Annotated in this window: 13 protein-coding genes and 1 riboswitch; of the genes, 7 read left to right on the forward strand and 6 right to left on the reverse strand. The window is 66.5% G+C overall.

Features of this window, described 5'->3' with window-relative positions; genetic code table 11:
- Window positions 1-51 precede the first annotated feature (51 nt).
- The gene (locus ACFWU2_RS13255) at window positions 52-3,312 is read left to right on the forward strand and encodes an error-prone DNA polymerase (protein WP_378606518.1); all 3,261 of its coding nucleotides are present in this window, start codon (window positions 52-54) and stop codon (window positions 3,310-3,312) included.
- Window positions 3,313-3,492: 180 nt separating this feature from the next.
- Window positions 3,493-3,801 carry a rhodanese-like domain-containing protein gene (locus ACFWU2_RS13260; RefSeq protein ID WP_296550813.1) on the forward strand — a complete coding sequence of 103 codons (309 nt, stop codon included), beginning with the start codon at window positions 3,493-3,495 and terminating at the stop codon, window positions 3,799-3,801.
- A gap of 25 nt (window positions 3,802-3,826) precedes the next feature.
- Here the strand turns inward: ACFWU2_RS13260 and fes are convergent, their stop codons facing one another.
- Window positions 3,827-5,032, reverse strand: a complete 1,206-nt coding sequence (gene fes / locus ACFWU2_RS13265) for an enterochelin esterase (protein ID WP_378606526.1) — start codon at window positions 5,030-5,032, stop codon at window positions 3,827-3,829.
- Between the two features lie 79 nt (window positions 5,033-5,111).
- Here fes and fepB point away from each other — a divergent pair, with 79 nt between their 5' ends.
- On the forward strand, window positions 5,112-6,143 hold the full coding sequence (gene fepB, locus ACFWU2_RS13270; RefSeq protein WP_378606529.1) for a Fe2+-enterobactin ABC transporter substrate-binding protein: 1,032 nt from the start codon (window positions 5,112-5,114) through the stop codon (window positions 6,141-6,143).
- Window positions 6,144-6,219: 76 nt separating this feature from the next.
- Here the strand turns inward: fepB and ACFWU2_RS13275 are convergent, their stop codons facing one another.
- Both ACFWU2_RS13275 and ACFWU2_RS13280 read right to left on the reverse strand, forming a co-directional pair.
- Window positions 6,220-6,684, reverse strand: coding sequence for a tRNA (cytidine(34)-2'-O)-methyltransferase (locus tag ACFWU2_RS13275; RefSeq protein ID WP_378606532.1), 465 nt, complete (start codon window positions 6,682-6,684; stop codon window positions 6,220-6,222).
- A 139-nt stretch (window positions 6,685-6,823) separates the two neighbouring features.
- Window positions 6,824-6,964: a hypothetical protein gene (locus ACFWU2_RS13280; protein ID WP_169619887.1), complete on the reverse strand. Its 141-nt coding sequence runs from the start codon at window positions 6,962-6,964 to the stop codon at window positions 6,824-6,826.
- A 572-nt stretch (window positions 6,965-7,536) separates the two neighbouring features.
- Between ACFWU2_RS13280 and ACFWU2_RS13285 the strand changes: the two genes are divergently transcribed.
- Both ACFWU2_RS13285 and ACFWU2_RS13290 read left to right on the forward strand, forming a co-directional pair.
- The gene (locus ACFWU2_RS13285) at window positions 7,537-8,391 is read left to right on the forward strand and encodes a bifunctional methylenetetrahydrofolate dehydrogenase/methenyltetrahydrofolate cyclohydrolase (protein ID WP_169619886.1); all 855 of its coding nucleotides are present in this window, start codon (window positions 7,537-7,539) and stop codon (window positions 8,389-8,391) included.
- 20 nt (window positions 8,392-8,411) lie between these two features.
- On the forward strand, window positions 8,412-8,696 hold the full coding sequence (locus ACFWU2_RS13290; RefSeq protein ID WP_378606535.1) for a DUF3017 domain-containing protein: 285 nt from the start codon (window positions 8,412-8,414) through the stop codon (window positions 8,694-8,696).
- A 43-nt stretch (window positions 8,697-8,739) separates the two neighbouring features.
- Here ACFWU2_RS13290 and ACFWU2_RS13295 read toward each other — a convergent pair whose 3' ends face one another.
- The gene (locus ACFWU2_RS13295) at window positions 8,740-10,065 is read right to left on the reverse strand and encodes an MFS transporter (RefSeq protein ID WP_378606538.1); all 1,326 of its coding nucleotides are present in this window, start codon (window positions 10,063-10,065) and stop codon (window positions 8,740-8,742) included.
- 163 nt (window positions 10,066-10,228) lie between these two features.
- Between ACFWU2_RS13295 and ACFWU2_RS13300 the strand changes: the two genes are divergently transcribed.
- Window positions 10,229-11,398 carry an LLM class flavin-dependent oxidoreductase gene (locus tag ACFWU2_RS13300; RefSeq protein ID WP_378606541.1) on the forward strand — a complete coding sequence of 390 codons (1,170 nt, stop codon included), beginning with the start codon at window positions 10,229-10,231 and terminating at the stop codon, window positions 11,396-11,398.
- A gap of 25 nt (window positions 11,399-11,423) precedes the next feature.
- On the opposite strand, the gene ACFWU2_RS13305 is transcribed toward ACFWU2_RS13300, so the two are convergent.
- Window positions 11,424-12,557: a homoserine O-acetyltransferase gene (locus tag ACFWU2_RS13305; protein ID WP_378606544.1), complete on the reverse strand. Its 1,134-nt coding sequence runs from the start codon at window positions 12,555-12,557 to the stop codon at window positions 11,424-11,426.
- Window positions 12,554-12,715, reverse strand: coding sequence for a hypothetical protein (locus ACFWU2_RS13310; RefSeq protein ID WP_378606547.1), 162 nt, complete (start codon window positions 12,713-12,715; stop codon window positions 12,554-12,556). The genes ACFWU2_RS13305 and ACFWU2_RS13310 overlap by 4 nt, the downstream gene beginning before the upstream one ends.
- Window positions 12,716-12,726: 11 nt before the next feature.
- Window positions 12,727-12,838, reverse strand: a riboswitch (SAM riboswitch).
- 267 nt (window positions 12,839-13,105) lie between these two features.
- Here ACFWU2_RS13310 and ACFWU2_RS13315 point away from each other — a divergent pair.
- Window positions 13,106-14,323, forward strand: coding sequence for an NADP-dependent isocitrate dehydrogenase (locus ACFWU2_RS13315; protein WP_169619881.1), 1,218 nt, complete (start codon window positions 13,106-13,108; stop codon window positions 14,321-14,323).
- The last annotated feature ends 100 nt before the right edge of the window (window positions 14,324-14,423 follow it).

Genomic DNA, 14,423 nt, shown 5'->3' on the forward strand with positions numbered 1-14,423 from the left:
CGAACATACGTGCGATAATTCTGGTGAATACGTGCAGCTGGAGGTGTTCCGATGGGATGGGGAAACGGCCCACCGACCTGGTCGGAGATGGAACGTGTCCTCTCCGGCCGGCCTCCGTCCGGCACTTCCCGTCGCGATCCCGTCCACCCCGGTGACGGCAACGACAGCCCGGCGTGGAGCCGCGCCCGAGGCGAGTACGAAAGTCGGGCCCGGCCGCCCGACGGCCCGGTGGTGCCGTATGCCGAGCTGCACACGCACTCGGCGTTCAGCTTTCTCGACGGCGCCTCGACCCCGGAGGAACTGGTCGAAGAAGCGGTGCGTCTCGGCCTCGAGGCTCTCGCGATCACCGACCACGACGGCCTGTACGGCGCCGTGCGCTTCGCCGAAGCCGCGCGGGAACTCGACATGCGGACGGTGTTCGGTGCGGAGTTGACGCTCGACGATGCGCATCTGCTGGTGCTCGCCCGCGGACAGGAGGGGTATCGCCGGTTGTCTCGCCAGATCGCCGATGCGCACCTGGTCGGAGGGGAGAAGAACGAACCTCGTTACGACTACGACGCGCTCACCGATGCGGCGGCCGGCCACTGGCAGATCCTCACCGGGTGCCGTAACGGACACGTGCGCCGTGCCCTCGACAGCGGTGGTCCGGGAGCCGCCGAAGCGGCTCTGCTCGATCTCGTCGAGCGGTTCGGGTCCGACCGCGTCACCGTCGAACTCACCTGGCAGGGAACTCCCGACGACTACGAACGCAATGTCGCACTGTTCGGGCTCGCGGAGCGCCACGGAATTTCGTCTGTAGCAGGTACCGCCGCACACTTCGCCCGGCCGGAGCGCCGGCGACTCGCCATGGCCATGGCTGCCATATCCGATCGACAGAGCCTCGACGACGCAGCGAGTCGCCTCCCTCCCGCCGGTGGCGGCCATCTCCGCTCCGGAGCCGAGATGGCCCGGCTGTTCACGGCCTTTCCCGGTGCCGTGCATACCGCGGCGGAACTCGGTCGCGAATGTGCTTTCGACCTGCGGCTCATCGCCCCGAAGCTGCCTCCGTTCGACGTGCCCGACGGGCACACGGAGTTCACGTGGCTGCGCGCCCTCACCTACGCCGGCGCACTCCGCCGGTACGGGCCGGTCGAGCAGAACGGGGACGCGTACCGGCAGATCGAACACGAACTCGGCATCATCGGCAGTCTCGGCTTTCCCGGTTACTTCCTGGTCGTCCACGACATCGTCGAGTTCTGCAGGGAGAACGACATCCTTTGCCAGGGAAGAGGTTCGGCTGCCAACTCTGCTGTCTGTTACGCCATCGGCATCACCAACGTCGATCCCGTGCGCAACCGGTTGCTGTTCGAACGGTTCCTGTCACCGGAGCGCGACGGGCCTCCCGACATCGACCTCGACATCGAATCCGATCGGCGCGAAGAAGCAATCCAGCACGTCTATGCGAAATACGGCCGGACCCACGCCGCGCAGGTCGCCAACGTCATCACCTACCGCGGGAGGTCGGCGGTTCGCGACATGGCACGCGCGCTCGGTTACTCCCAGGGGCAGCAGGATGCGTGGAGCAAGCAGATCAGCAGATGGGGGGGAGTGAGCGTCGAAACCGACGCAGACATCCCCGCCGCCGTTCTCGATCTCGCCGAGCAGATCGAAGGCCTGCCACGGCATCTCGGAATCCATTCGGGCGGCATGGTGATCTGCGACCGGCCCGTCTCCGACGTGTGCCCTGTCGAATGGGCGCGGATGCCGGGCCGCACCGTCCTGCAATGGGACAAGGACGATTGTGCGGCCGCAGGACTCGTGAAATTCGACCTACTCGGACTGGGAATGCTCTCCGCGCTGCATTACATGATCGATCTCGTCGCCGAACATGAAGGTGTCCGGGTCGATCTCGCGCAACTCGACCTGACCGAGGACGGCGTGTACGAGATGCTGCGTCGCGCCGACTCGGTGGGTGTGTTCCAGGTGGAGTCGCGCGCGCAGATGGCAACCCTGCCGCGTCTGAAACCCCGGAACTTCTACGACCTCGTCATCGAAGTGGCGCTCATCCGGCCGGGACCCATCCAGGGCGGGTCCGTGCATCCGTACATTCGCCGTCGCAACGGACTCGAACCCGTCACCTACGACCACCCGTGTCTCGAGAAGTCGCTCGAGCGCACCCTCGGCGTCCCGCTGTTCCAGGAACAGTTGATGCAGATGGCAGTCGATGCGGCCGGATTCAGCGCAGCCGAGGCCGACCAGTTGCGGCGGGCGATGGGATCGAAGCGGTCACCCGAGAAGATGGAGCGCCTGCGCGACCGCCTCTACGACGGGATGCGCGAGTTGCACGGCATCACCGGCGCCGTCGCCGACGGCATCTACGAGAAACTGCACGCATTCGCGAATTTCGGTTTCCCCGAAAGTCATTCACAGAGTTTCGCGTCGCTCGTCTTCTATTCCGCCTGGTTCAAACTGCATCATCCCGCCGCATTCTGCGCGGGTCTGCTCCGGGCGCAGCCGATGGGCTTCTACTCTCCGCAGTCACTCGTCGCCGACGCGCGCCGGCACGGGGTGATCGTGCACGGCCCCGACATCGGTGCGAGCCTCGCGCATGCGACGGTGGAGAACGCGGGCAAGGAAGTGCGGCTGGGTCTTGCGTCGGTGCGGCACATCGGCGAGGACCTCGCTGAGCGGATCGTTACCGAACGACAGGAACACGGTCCGTACACCTCGTTCCTGGACCTCACCGCGCGGATCGAATTCACCACGGCGCAGGCCGAGGCCCTCGCGACCGCCGGAGCTCTCGGCGGGTTCGGCGTCACCCGGCGTGAGGCGCTGTGGGCTGCTGCCCCCGCTGCCACCCAGCGCCCGGGGCGCCTGCCCGGTGTCGGAGCGACCACCGTGGCGCCGGCACTGCCGGGCATGAGTGCGCTCGAACTCGCCGCGGCCGATGTCTGGGCCACGGGGGTGTCCCCGGACAGTTACCCGACGCAGTTCCTGCGTGCACGGCTCGACGCGCTCGGCGTGGTTCCGGCGTCGCGACTGCTCGACGTGCGGGACGGAACGAGGGTGCTCGTCGGAGGGGCGGTGACGCACCGGCAGCGACCCGCGACGGCCGCAGGCGTCACCTTCCTCAACCTGGAGGACGAAACCGGCATGGTGAACGTGGTGTGTTCGGTCGGGCTGTGGGCGCGGTACCGCACCCTCGCGCATACCGCCTCGGCGTTGCTCGTCCGGGGACGGCTCCAGAACGCCGACGGCGTGGTGACGCTGCTCGCCGACCACCTGGAACCTCTGGACCTGCGGATGCCGGGCAAGTCGCGCGACTTTCAGTGATACCCGCGACTGTCGGTGGTCTGCATCGGGTGCCTGGATGGTGGCGTGCGGGGTCGCGCTACCGTGGGGATGTTCCCGATCGTGTGCGCCCGGAATTCTCCCTGTCGTATGGCTCGTCACGCGCCTGCGACGCTCGTCCGGAGCACCCGACGAAACCCTTGATCGAGAGGACCCACACCGATGCGTGAGGTCGACCTGGTTGCCTTCGAGACCGCACTCGCCGACGGAGCGCCCGTCATCGATGTGCGGGAACGCGACGAATACGCCCAGGTGCGGGTGCCCGGCGTCACCAATATCCCGCTCAGCGAGTTCGTCGCCCGGGTCGACGAGATTCCCACGACCGGGACCGTGTACGTGATCTGCGCCGTCGGTGGACGCAGCCTCCAGGCCGCCAACTATCTCGCGGGCCGGGGAATCGACGCGGTGTCCGTCGCCGCAGGCACCGACGGGTGGGCGCGTTCGGGCAGGCCCACCGAGAGCGGCGAGTAGCGGCAGCGGCCGCGGGCCGCAGCACTCAGTGAGCGGCAGCGGTGCCGAGCAGTGCTGCGGCTCCCGCGACCAACCCGTCACGCCAGTGAACGTTGTCGTGACCGCCGCAGAATTCGCGGTAGTCGACGTCGAACCCTTTTGCGTGCAGCAGGTGCCGAACGTCGCGATTCTCTTCGATCAAGCGGGGCTCCAGAACTCCGGCACGCATCCAGAATCGTGACCCGTGCGGCTCGAGGTCGTCGAGTTGCCGTTGTATGGACCGGGCTGTCGCGTCGGGTTGTCCCGGCATGCCCGGCCGGGGCCACCAGAACGAGCCGGACAAGCTCACGGCGCCACCGAAATGCCGCGGTGCCTGCAGTGCCGCATAGGTCGCCGCCAATCCGCCGTAGCTCGAGCCGCCCGCGAGGACGGAACGCGCGTCGCCGGTGGTCTGCCACTCCGCTCGCAGGTAGGGGAGCAGCTCGTCGGTCAGGCCGCCGAGAAACTGTGCACTGCAAGGAAGTTCACGGGAGCGAACATCGGAATCGATACTGTCGATCATCACGACCAGCGGAACTCGGACGCCGCGTTCGGTGAAGCGGTCGAAGGCCGGCGCGATGGGAACCTCTACTGCCGCAACCTGGCCGTCGAACACCACGAACACCGGACGGTCGCGTTCGGCAAGTCCGGGCGGTTCGTAGATCCAGATCCGGCGTCCCACCCCGGCTATCGTTCGGAACTCTTCGGTCATCGTCCCGCGCGCCTGCACCGCGGAATGATCCCACCAGAGTTGGGGCGGAGCGCTCGGCATCACGGCTTCCGAGCGGGCCCGGCCGCCCATGAACGAGAAAGTGGGGAGGCGGTTGGCAGGGTCCGTCACCAGGCCGGCAAGAACGCCTCGCCACCATTCCCACTCGGTTTCACCCACGGCCGGGCGCGTGATCGGCTCGGTTCGCGGTAGGAACCCGTAGCTTCCCCGCCACGCTTCGGGCAACACCATGGGCAGCGTCCAGAGGTCGCTGTTGCCGAGTCGGTGCAGTGCCTGGGACTCGGGATTATGGCGATCGGTGATGCCGTGGGCATCCAGATAGACGTGACGAATATCGGAACCGGCGGGAACCCGGAAGACGAACGTCGCGGTGACGTGGCCGGCAGGACCGGGATCGATAAGCGGCGCACCTTCCCGGTATAGCCGACGTCCCAGCAGCTCCACGTCGCGGGTGTCCCACCCGACTTCTCCGACACCGCGCACAGGCACCCCTCTACTTAGGACATGCTTACCTAACAGTAAGGTGCGTATCGTACCGCTATCGCTATGCAGGAGGATTCCGTTGTCCCCGAAAATGCCTCGTCGCCGAGCGTTCGTCACCCGATTCGTGGCGGCACTCGGCGTACTCGCGGTCGGCACCGCAGCCGTCGCGTGTTCGTCCGAGGAAGTTGTAGAAGAGGCGTCGCAGCCGTCGGCCGTGTCCGGCGAATGGCCGCGCACCGTCGACACCGCCGACGGCCCTGTCACTCTCGATGCCCCGCCGGAGCGCATCGTATCGACGAGCGTCACCCTCACCGGATCGCTGCTCGCACTGGACGCCCCGCTGATCGGCACCGGCGCCCAGCCCACGAGCAATACCACCGACGAGCAGGGCCGGTTCAGTCAGTGGGCCGATGTCGCGGACGAGCGCGGGGTCGAAACCCTGTACCAGGGTGAGCCGAACATCGAGCGGATCACCGCTGCCGCACCGGATCTGATCGTCGTCTCGGCCGGCGGGGCCGATTCTGCCAAGGAGCGATACGACGTCCTGTCGCAGATCGCGCCCACGCTCGTGTTCGACTACACCGACAAGTCGTGGCAGGAAATGACCACGGTTCTTGCCACTGCGGTCGGTGCGGAGGAGCGTGCAGAAGAGCTGATCTCCGAATTCGACACCAAAGTCCAAGACGCCCGCGCCGCGATCGCGCCGGCACTGTCGGACTCCTCCGAGGTGAACATCCTCACCTACAACTCCCCGCAGGATTCCCGGATTTTCACTGCTGTGTCCGCCCAGGGGCAGCTCGCCGACCGGCTCGGCCTGACCACCGCGCCGCTGCCCGACGACATCGCGAACGCGGACAAGGGCATCATGGCGGGTCGCGCCGACGTCGTGCCGGTCGGGGTCGAGAACCTTTCGCGGGCATTGCCCGGAGCCATCACGTTCGTCATCAGTGCGGAACAGCCTGCAGCGGACGCGATGCAAGCCGATCCGCTGCTCGCGGAGATTCCGTCGGTGCGCACCGGCAAGGTCTACGCGCTCGGTTACGACAGCTTCCGCCTCGACTACTACAGCGCGAACAACGTCGTCGACCGCATTGTGGACGCACTCGCGTAGTCATCATCGCGATCCGACGGCAGTGGCCGGGCATCCCGGAGATGCCCGGCCACTGCCGTGTCGAGAGGGAAGCGAATCAGACGGCGCCCTCGAAGCCGTTCTGGCGCCAGGCTTCGTAGCTGACCACCGCGGCCGCGTTCGACAGGTTCAACGAACGCCGACCCGGCAGCATGGGAATGCGGACCTGCGCCGTGATGTGCGGGTCGGACAGAACCTCCGCAGCAAGCCCCGTCGGCTCCGGCCCGAAGAGCAGCACGTCACCCGGTCTGTATTCGATCTCTGCGTAGCTCGCCGCGCCGTGGGCGGTGAAGGCGAACACCCGCTCGGGATTGAGTGCGTCCCAGGCTGAGGCAAGGTCGGCATGGACGGTGACCGACGCGAGATCGTGGTAGTCGAGACCGGCACGCCGCAGTTTCGGCTCCGAGAGATCGAACCCGAGTGGCTCCACGAGATGCAGTTCGGCACCCGTCGCGGCAACCATCCGAATGGCGTTGCCGGTGTTGGGCGGAATGCGTGGTTCGTGGAACATCACTCTGAACATAACCAAAGAAAGATAGCACCACGACGGTAAACGCCCTGGGCCTGGGAGGTCGCGCCCCGATGGTGGCCGGAGCGCAACCGGCTCCCGAGTCGCCCGGAGAAGACGGATGTTTCCGGACGGCGAGCTGATGCGCTGCCGACTAGAAGGATCCACCCAGCAGGAGGTGGATCACCGCGAACGGCATCCCGAGGAAAGCAATAGCGGTGAAGAGCGCGGACTGTATCGGCTCTCCTGCGACGTACCCGTCGCCGATCCATTGCAAGATTTCGACCGAGCCCATGGGGTGCCTCCTGTTTTCGGTTGTGTGTCAACGGGATTGTCGCACGCACACGACAATCCGTTACTGATTGTGTATCGGCCTCGGCGAGGTTCGCGATGGTAGATGTGGCCCGGCGGTCTCGATGTCGCGGCAGGGTCGTGAAAAGTCTTCTACGCCAGGGTGTTCGAATGACAGGCTGTCGAGCTGTATCGGGGGGGTGGTGGGGTCGGTGTGTCCTTTCGCGCCCGCTCCGTCATCGAATGTTGTTGTGCATAAGCAACATCTTGCGGCTTCGTTCTGATCCGTGTCGGCCGCGCAGCAACCCCTTGGCGCGCAAGCTGACAAGCGACAGCGCGGTGGTGCCGGTGGATGTTCGGAAATGGAGTCGCCCGGGAGTATCCGCCCCGAGTTCTGCCGGGCCTGCTCACGCTGCAACAGCCCCGAGGCGGCAACCGTGGGTAAGCCGGTCACCGCTCATGAGATGACCCCGCCCCGGGCCCCCACACGGCGGACGGCAACCGGAATCGGCAGACCGCGACCCGCGCACGCGGGCTGACGATCCGCGACGCGCAGTCGCCTGGAACAATGGAACCGTGACTGCGACGATCCTGGACGGCAAAGCGACCCGCGACGAGATTTTCGAGGACCTGAAGGCACGAGTGGCCGTGCTGAGGGAGCAGGGCATCACGCCCGGCCTCGGCACCATCCTCGTCGGCGACGATCCGGGATCGGCAGCGTACGTGCGCGGCAAGCACAACGACTGCGCGAAGGTCGGCATCACGTCGATCCGCAAGGACCTGCCCGCCGACATCACGCAGGAACAGCTCGAGCAGGCGATCGACGAGCTCAATGCGGATCCGGCCTGCACCGGGTACATCGTGCAGTTGCCGTTGCCCCGGCACCTCGACGAGAACGCTGCCCTCGAGCGGATCGACGCAGACAAGGACGCCGACGGGCTGCATCCGATCAATCTCGGTCGCCTGGTCCTCGGCAAAGAGGCGGCACTGCCTTGCACGCCGCGCGGAATCCTGCACCTCCTGCGGCGCTACGACGTGCCGATCGCGGGATCGCACGTGACGGTCGTCGGCCGCGGTGTCACCGTCGGCCGCCCGATCGGGCTGCTGTTCACGCGCCGCAGCGAGAACGCCACCGTCACTCTGTGCCACACAGGCACCCGGGACCTCGCCGCGGAGGTGCGCCGGGCCGACATCGTAATTGCCGCAGCAGGTGTACCCGGACTCGTCACCGCCGACATGGTCAAGCCGGGCGCGGCAGTCCTGGATGTGGGTGTCTCGCGCACGCCGGACGGGCTCCGCGGTGACGTCGCCGACGATGTGCGCGAGGTCGCAGGTTTCGTCTCCCCGAACCCCGGCGGTGTCGGACCGCTCACCCGCGCCTTCCTGCTCACCAACGTGGTGGAGCGGGCAGAGCAACTCGCGGCGCGCTGACCGGGCACGGGCACACAGTCATGGGCCGGGCCTTGCGGTTCGCACGTCTGAATCTTCCGCTCATTGCCGTCACTCTGGTGATCGCGATCGCGGTGGCGCTCGTTCTCGCAGACCGGTGGCGGCGCGGTGCGTTCGTCTTCGGGGGTGCCACGATCCTTGCGGGGCTGCTGCGGTGGGTTCTCGACGACAGTCAGGTCGGTGTACTCGCGGTGCGCAGCAAGGGCTTCGACGTCGGGGCACTGCTCGTCGTCGGAGGGGTCATCGTCGCGCTCGCCGCGTCCATCGATCCGCTCGGCACCGGATAGCCGGCTGCGGGTAGGCCGTGCGGTATCCCGCCCGCAGCCCGGCTCAGAGGTAGAGATCCTTCTTACGGATCAGGGCGGTCGCGATCACGCTGACCGCGGCCGTCCCGACGAGGTAGGCGCATGCGATCCAGGGGCTACCGCCGCCGACCGCGATCAGCGCGGTCAGGATCATCGGGGTGACGCCGGACGCGTAGATACCGGAGAACTGGTAGACCACCGACAATCCCGTGTACCGGATCTCCGCGGGGTACAGGCTTGCATACAGAGTTCCCTGGGCGCCGTAGAAGAGGGCGTGGACGATGCCGAAGACCACGACCATGGCGACGGCGAACCAGATCAGGTTGTTCGTTGTGAAGAGACCGAACGCGGGGAACACGGCGACGCCGTAGGCCGCGATCCCGATGATGTAGATGCGTTTCGCGCCGTATCTGTCCACCAACACGCCCGACAGCGGCAGCAGCGCAGCCATCACGAGCGCGGCCACGGTGACCACGAGCAGCACCGGCACCTTCTCGAAGTTCAAATCCTTGGTGGCGTAGGCGATCGCGAATACGCCCCACGTGTTGAACGCGGCGCCTTCACCCCACCGCGACAGCAATCCCAGGACCGTGCCGCGTCGCACACCGGGACGGAAGACGTCCACGAGCGGCGCCGCCGACCGCTTCGCGAGTTCCTGCACTTCACGGAACGCGGGTGTCTCGTCGACCTTGAGCCGGACGACGAAACCCACGGCGACGAGAACCAGGCTGAGCAGGAAGGCGATGCGCCATCCGTACGTCAGGAACTGCTCGTCGTCGAAGATGACCTGCAGCGCAGCGAAGACCCCGGTGCCCAATGCGAGACCGAGGGCCAGACCGACCTGCGGAATGCTCCCGAACAAGCCCCGCTTCTTTTCCGGACTGTGCTCGACGGCGAGCAGTACCGCGCCGGCCCATTCGCCGCCCAGGGCGAAACCCTGCAGGATGCGCAGCACCAGCAGCAGGACCGGTGCGAGGACTCCCACTTGCTCATGGGTCGGCAGAATTCCCATCAGGGCCGTGGCGATGCCCATGATGAACATCGTGAGCGCGAGTGTCTTCTTGCGGCCGATGCGGTCGCCGATATGGCCGAAGACGACGCCGCCGATGGGTCGCACCAGGAAGCCCACGGCGAACGTGGCGAACGCGAGCATCGTTCCGACGAAGGAACTCTGGTCGGGGAAGAAAAGCTGGTTGAACACCAGGCTCGCGGCGGTGGCGTAGAGGAAGAAGTCGTACCACTCCACCGTAGTGCCGAGCAGACTGGCCGCGACGACGGTGCGCAGGCGTTTACGGCGCTCCGGATCCGACTCGATCCCGGGCGCGGGCGTGGGCTGGGACAGCGTGGTCATGGGCTCGATCCGTCTGTAGGGGTGTGTAACCCGGCGACGCTAACCATCCTCGCGACCACACCGCACCGGTTCTGCTCACGCTGATTCCAACTGTCGCTCCACGCCGGAGTGCCCTGATGTACTGAGCTCCGTTTCATGCCTGCCGTCGACCCGAGGATGTCGTGTGTCTCTGCATCTGCACTGGTTTCTGCCCACCTACGGGGACTCCCGGAATCTCATGGCGGGAGGTCACGGAAGTTCCATGGCGGGAGATCGACCCGCAACCTTGCGCTATCTGAACCAGATCGGAGCCGCTGCCGAGTCCAGCGGTTTCGAATCGGTGCTCACGCCCACCGGAGCGTGGTGCGAAGACGCCTGGCTGACCACGGCGATGATGATCGACACCACGGAGACTCTCAAGTTCCTCGTCGCCTTGCGTCCCGGTCTCATCTCCCCGACCCTCGCCGCTCAGATGGCCGCGACCTTCCAATGGCAATCGCAGGGCCGGCTGCTCCTCAACGTGGTGACCGGCGGTGAAGATCACGAGCAGCGCACCTTCGGCGACTTTCTCGACAAGAACGAGCGCTATGCGCGGTGCGGCGAGTATCTCGACGTTCTCCGTCGGCTGTGGGCGGGCGACGGACCGGTCGACTTCGACGGTGATTACATCAAGGTCGAGAACGCACAGCTTCAGCGCATCCCCGACCCGACGCCGCCGTTGTTCTTCGGCGGGTCTTCTCCCGCAGCGGGAACCGTCGCGTCGAGGTACTGCGACACCTACCTCACCTGGGGTGAGCCGCCGAGTGCGGTCGCGGACAAGATCGCCTGGATCCGTGGGCTGGCCGACATTCAGGGACGCACCCTCGACTACGGCATCCGGCTGCACGTCATCAGCCGGGACACGTCGGAACAGGCGTGGGCGGAGGCCGACCGGCTGCTCGCGCAACTCGACCCCGCGACGATCGAGAAGGCTCAGCAGAGTCTGGCCCGCTCGGGATCGGAAGGACAACGGCGGATGGTGGAACTGCACGGGGGAGGGGCGGCCTACTCCGCCGGCCGCGATGCGCGCAGTCTCGAGGTGTCGCCGAACCTGTGGACCGGCGTCGGCTTGGTTCGGGGCGGCGCGGGCACGGCGCTGGTCGGCTCACACGAGGAGGTCGCCGATCGGATCGCCGAGTACGCGGCGGTCGGACTCGACCACTTCGTGCTGTCGGGCTATCCCCATCTCGAGGATGCATATCGCTTCGGGGAGGGTGTCCGGCCGATCCTCGAACGTCGCGGTCTCGTGACCCCGCTCGAGGATCGGCCGGCAGATCTGTCGGGCGCGACGGCGTTCCTGCCGTCCGCACGATAGGAGCCGGCCGCCCGCGGGCGGCCGGCTAGCCCTCTGCGTGCACCATCAATTCGTCGAGGAGTTTCGCCACGGCTTCCGCTTCGGTGAGGAAGCCGTCGTGGCCGTTGCGGGAGACGAGGACGCGCAGCCGGTCGGCTCCCGGGAGCCCGTCCGCAATCTCCTGCTGCAACCGCAGCGGATACAGGCGGTCCGAGTCGACGCCGGCGACGATGGTCTTGACGGGAGTGGAAGCGAGCGCGGCTTCGACGCCGCCGCGGCCACGGCCTACGTCGTGCCGGTTCATCACTTCGGACAGCACGACGTAGGTGCCCGGATCGAACCGTGCCACGAGCTTGTCGGCCTGGTGCTCGAGGTACCCCTCCACCGAGTACCGCCCCCCGCGCCACGGGTCCTCGCCGTCCTGCGGGTGGTTCGCGAACCGGGCATCGAGTTCGAGTTCGGTGCGGTAGGTGAGGTGCGCGATCCGGCGGGCGATGCCGAGACCTGTCGCGGGGATGCGGCCGGTGCCGTAGTAGTCGCCTCCCTGCCAGTCCGGATCCGCGGTGATCGCCGCGATCTGCGTGCTCTGCATACCGATCTGGTCGGCGGTCGCGCGTGCGCCGGTCGCGAGCACGAGCGCAGCGCGTACCCGGTCGGGGTGGGTGACGATCCACTCGAGTGTGCGCATACCGCCCATGGAGCCGCCGGTCACAGCGGCGAGCGTGTCGATGCCGAGCGCGTCGAGCAGTGCGGCCTCGGCGGCGACCTGATCGCGCACGGTGATCTGCGGGAACCGTGAACCCCAGGCCGTGCCGTCGGGTGCGATGCTTCCCGGGCCGGTGGTGCCGCGGCAGCCGCCCAGCACGTTGGTGGAGATCACGCACCAGCGATCGGTGTCGAGCGGGGCTCCGGGACCGACCATTCCCGACCACCAGCCCGGCGACGGATGGTCCGGACCGGCCTGGCCGGTCACGTGCGAATCACCTGTCAGGGCGTGCTCGATGAGGACGACGTTGTCGCGGGCGGGAGAGAGCGCACCCCATCGCTGAACCGCGATCGTGACGTCGGGAAGCGACTCGCCGCTCTCGAGCTTCAGGGATCCGATGCCGATCTTTCCCAGGCGTCCGTCGGCGGGCGGCAGTTCGACGTGCACCGGCTGCGTGTCCGTGTCTGTGGTCAAGGCGTGACCGCCTCGGCGTGGGAAGAGAACGAGGCGCCACGGGCAAGCGTGATCGACTCGACGGCCTGGCCGCTCGGGGGGAAGATGTACTGGGTGTCGCTCATCATGTCCTTCGGACCCTGGGGGAGGGCAAGGAGCAGGAGCTGTTCGCTCGTCATCTCACCCTCCCGAAACCGGCTTGCCGTCGGCGTTCCGACGGCCGTGTCCTCACCCGGAGCACCCCACCCTGGCTGGAGGGTTGCCGGCCAGCAAGCCGGGGCTTCGCGCTGGCACTCATGACCTCGCGGAAAGTCTAGCGACTGTCGCGCACGATGGGGCATGGGGTCCCGCAGCGGCTGTGACCAGCGGCAAGGTTACCGGTCGGTAGTAGTCGGGGGCGGTATTGCCGCTTTGCGGACGCGTCGGATAGCAGTACGCTTGTCTTGTTTGGTCGCTGTCAGTACGCGGGACAGGGCCATGCTCGCTCGTACCGAGCCGATGGCGGCTGCGCTCACAAAGCACAGTCGATTGGGGACCAAGTAAACGTCCTAGGAGGACAAGAAGCGCACATGTCCAAGATCAAAGTTGAGGGTAAAGTCGTCGAACTCGACGGCGACGAGATGACCCGCATTATCTGGCAGTTCATCAAAGACAAGCTGATCCATCCGTACCTGGACGTGGATCTCGAATATTACGACCTCGGTGTGGAGCACCGCGATGCCACCGACGATCAGGTGACCATCGACGCGGCCAACGCCATCAAGAAGCACAACGTCGGCGTCAAGTGCGCGACGATCACGCCGGACGAGGCGCGGGTCGAAGAATTCGGCCTGAAGAAGATGTGGCGTTCGCCCAACGGCACCATCCGTAACATCCTCGGCGGCACCATTTTCCGCGCGCCGATCATCATCTCGAACGTGCCGCGTCTGGTGCCGGGCTGGACCAAGCCCGTCATCGTCGGCCGCCACGCATTCGGTGATCAGTACCGCGCCACCGACTTCAAGGTCGACCGTCCGGGCACCGTGACGATCACCTTCACCCCGGAGGACGGCAGCGAGCCGATCCAGCACGAGGTGTGCCAGATCCCCGACGACGGCGGCGTCGTCATGGGTATGTACAACTACAAGAAGTCCATCCAGGACTTCGCGCGCGCATCACTGTCGTATGGCTTGCAGCGCAACTACCCCGTGTACCTGTCGACGAAGAACACGATCCTCAAGGCCTACGACGGCATGTTCAAGGACGAGTTCCAGCGGATCTACGAGGAAGAGTTCAAGGCAGAGTTCGACGCCGCGGGCCTGACCTACGAGCACCGCCTCATCGACGACATGGTCGCCTCCTCGCTCAAGTGGGAGGGTGGATACGTCTGGGCCTGCAAGAACTACGACGGCGACGTCCAGTCCGACACCGTCGCGCAGGGCTACGGCTCGCTCGGCCTGATGACGTCGGTCCTGATGACCCCGGACGGCAAGACCGTCGAGGCGGAAGCCGCACACGGCACCGTGACCCGCCACTTCCGCCAGCATCAGCAGGGCAAGCCGACGTCGACCAACCCGATCGCGTCGATCTTCGCCTGGACCCGCGGTCTCGAGCACCGTGGCAAGCTCGACAACACCCCCGAGGTGATCGAGTTCGCGCAGCAGCTCGAGGACGTCGTCATCAAGACCGTCGAAAACGGCCAGATGACCAAGGACCTCGCTCTGCTGGTCGGCCCCGAGCAGGCCTGGCTCACCACCGAGGAGTTCCTCGGCGCGCTCGACGAGAACCTGCAGAAGGCTCGCGCCTGATTTTGCTCTCCGGTTCGACAGCACAGACACGGGACGCCCTTCGGGGCGTCCCGTTTCGTGTCGGATCCTCGTGTTCCGGTCGCCGTGTGTTCGGGTCGTA

The organism is Rhodococcus sp. NPDC058639, from assembly GCF_042717545.1.
Classification (GTDB): domain Bacteria; phylum Actinomycetota; class Actinomycetes; order Mycobacteriales; family Mycobacteriaceae; genus Rhodococcus.

Bases quoted from the DNA above. Each gene is read 5' to 3' on its own strand.
- ACFWU2_RS13255 (WP_378606518.1), top strand. From the start codon at position 52: ATGGGATGGGGAAACGGCCCACCGACCTGGTCGGAGATGGAACGTGTC.
- ACFWU2_RS13260 (WP_296550813.1), top strand. From the start codon at position 3,493: ATGCGTGAGGTCGACCTGGTTGCCTTCGAGACCGCACTCGCCGACGGA.
- ACFWU2_RS13275 (WP_378606532.1), bottom strand. From the start codon at position 6,684: ATGTTCAGAGTGATGTTCCACGAACCACGCATTCCGCCCAACACCGGC.
- ACFWU2_RS13280 (WP_169619887.1), bottom strand. From the start codon at position 6,964: ATGGGCTCGGTCGAAATCTTGCAATGGATCGGCGACGGGTACGTCGCA.
- ACFWU2_RS13290 (WP_378606535.1), top strand. From the start codon at position 8,412: ATGGGCCGGGCCTTGCGGTTCGCACGTCTGAATCTTCCGCTCATTGCC.
- ACFWU2_RS13295 (WP_378606538.1), bottom strand. From the start codon at position 10,065: ATGACCACGCTGTCCCAGCCCACGCCCGCGCCCGGGATCGAGTCGGAT.
- ACFWU2_RS13310 (WP_378606547.1), bottom strand. From the start codon at position 12,715: ATGACGAGCGAACAGCTCCTGCTCCTTGCCCTCCCCCAGGGTCCGAAG.
- ACFWU2_RS13315 (WP_169619881.1), top strand. From the start codon at position 13,106: ATGTCCAAGATCAAAGTTGAGGGTAAAGTCGTCGAACTCGACGGCGAC.